The 1,285-nt window shown below is 75.3% G+C and carries 2 protein-coding genes; both read left to right on the forward strand.

Annotation, left to right across the window (positions count from 1 at the left end; translation table 11 throughout):
• Positions 1–1,046: DNA replication and repair protein RecF (gene recF / locus FDZ70_10825; GenBank protein ID TLM65778.1), on the forward strand; the 1,046-nt coding region annotated here is incomplete at its 5' end.
• Positions 1,043–1,285 (forward strand): DUF721 domain-containing protein (locus FDZ70_10830; protein TLM65779.1); only part of this gene is annotated, 243 nt, incomplete at its 3' end. The genes recF and FDZ70_10830, both read left to right, overlap by 4 nt.

Below are 1,285 nucleotides of genomic sequence, written 5' to 3' on the forward strand. Positions count from 1 at the left end.
GCTACGAACGGCTCGAGCTCAGGCCCGCCCGGCACGTCACGGTCCTCACAGGGCCGAACGCCGCCGGCAAGACGAACGCCTTGGAGGCGGTCTCGCTCGCGTGCCGGGGGGCGTCCTTCCGGAGGATGGCGCCGGCGGACGCGGTGCGGTGGGGGTCCGACATCGCCGTCGTCGAGGCGGTCGCCGAGGGCGAGAACGGCCCCGTCACGGTCCGCCTCGAGGCCCCGGCGGCCGGACGCCGCCGGTGGAGCGTGAACGGCAAGGTGAAGCGGTCGAGCGCGGACCTGGCCGGGCTCGTCCCAGTGGTGTCCTTCACCCCGGACGACCTTGGCATGGTGAAAGGTTCCGCGGACGCCCGGCGGGACGCCCTCGACGCGCTCGGGTCGTCGCTGTCGGCCGGCTACGCGAAGGCGGTCGCCGAGTACGGCCGCGTGGTGAGGCAGCGCAACGCGCTGCTGCGCGACGAGAACGCCGACCGGACCGCGATGGTCGCGTGGGACGAGCGGCTCGCCGAGGCGGGCGGCCGGCTCGGCGCGCTGCGCCTGCGCCTGCTCGCCCGGGTCGTCCCAGCCGCGGCCGAGGCGCACTCGTCCGTCGGCGGGGAGGCGCTCGCCGTCACGTACGAGTCCACGTGGGCCGGGGGCGCCACCGAGGCGGACGAGCTCGCTGCGCGCATCCGCGACGGCCTGCGCGAGCGCCAGGCCGAGGAGCGCGCCCGCAAGGCGACGCTCACCGGCCCGCACCGCGACGACCTCGCGTTCTCGATCGGAGGACACGATGCCAGGGCGTTCGCCTCGCAGGGACAGCAGCGCACCGCCGTGCTCGCGTGGAAGATGGCCGAGGTGGCGGTCGTGCGCGAAGTCGCCGCCCGCACCCCCGTGCTGCTCCTCGATGACGTGATGTCCGAGCTCGACGCCGGCCGGCGCGACGCGCTCACCGCGCTGCTCGGCGAGGACACACAGGCGCTCATCACGACGACGAACATCGGCTACTTCTCGAGCGGGCTGCTCGACGGTGCCGCGATCGTGGAGGTGGGGCCGGCGTGAAGCGAGACCGCGGGACGCAAGGAGACCTGCGTGACGCGATCGACACGCTCGTGCGCCGGCTCGACCGCAGCGGCCGGCTGCGGGAGGCCCGCGCGGCCGACGTGTGGGCCGAGGCGGCCGGGCCGCGAGTCGCCGCGCACACGAGGGCGCGGGGGATCCGGGAAGGCGTCCTGCTCGTCGACGTCGACTCGAACGCGTGGGCGGCGGAGCTCGCGGCGATGGCCCCGCAGTTCACCGAA

It is taken from the genome of Actinomycetota bacterium, assembly GCA_005774595.1.
In the GTDB taxonomy this organism is placed as follows: domain Bacteria; phylum Actinomycetota; class Coriobacteriia; order Anaerosomatales; family D1FN1-002; genus D1FN1-002.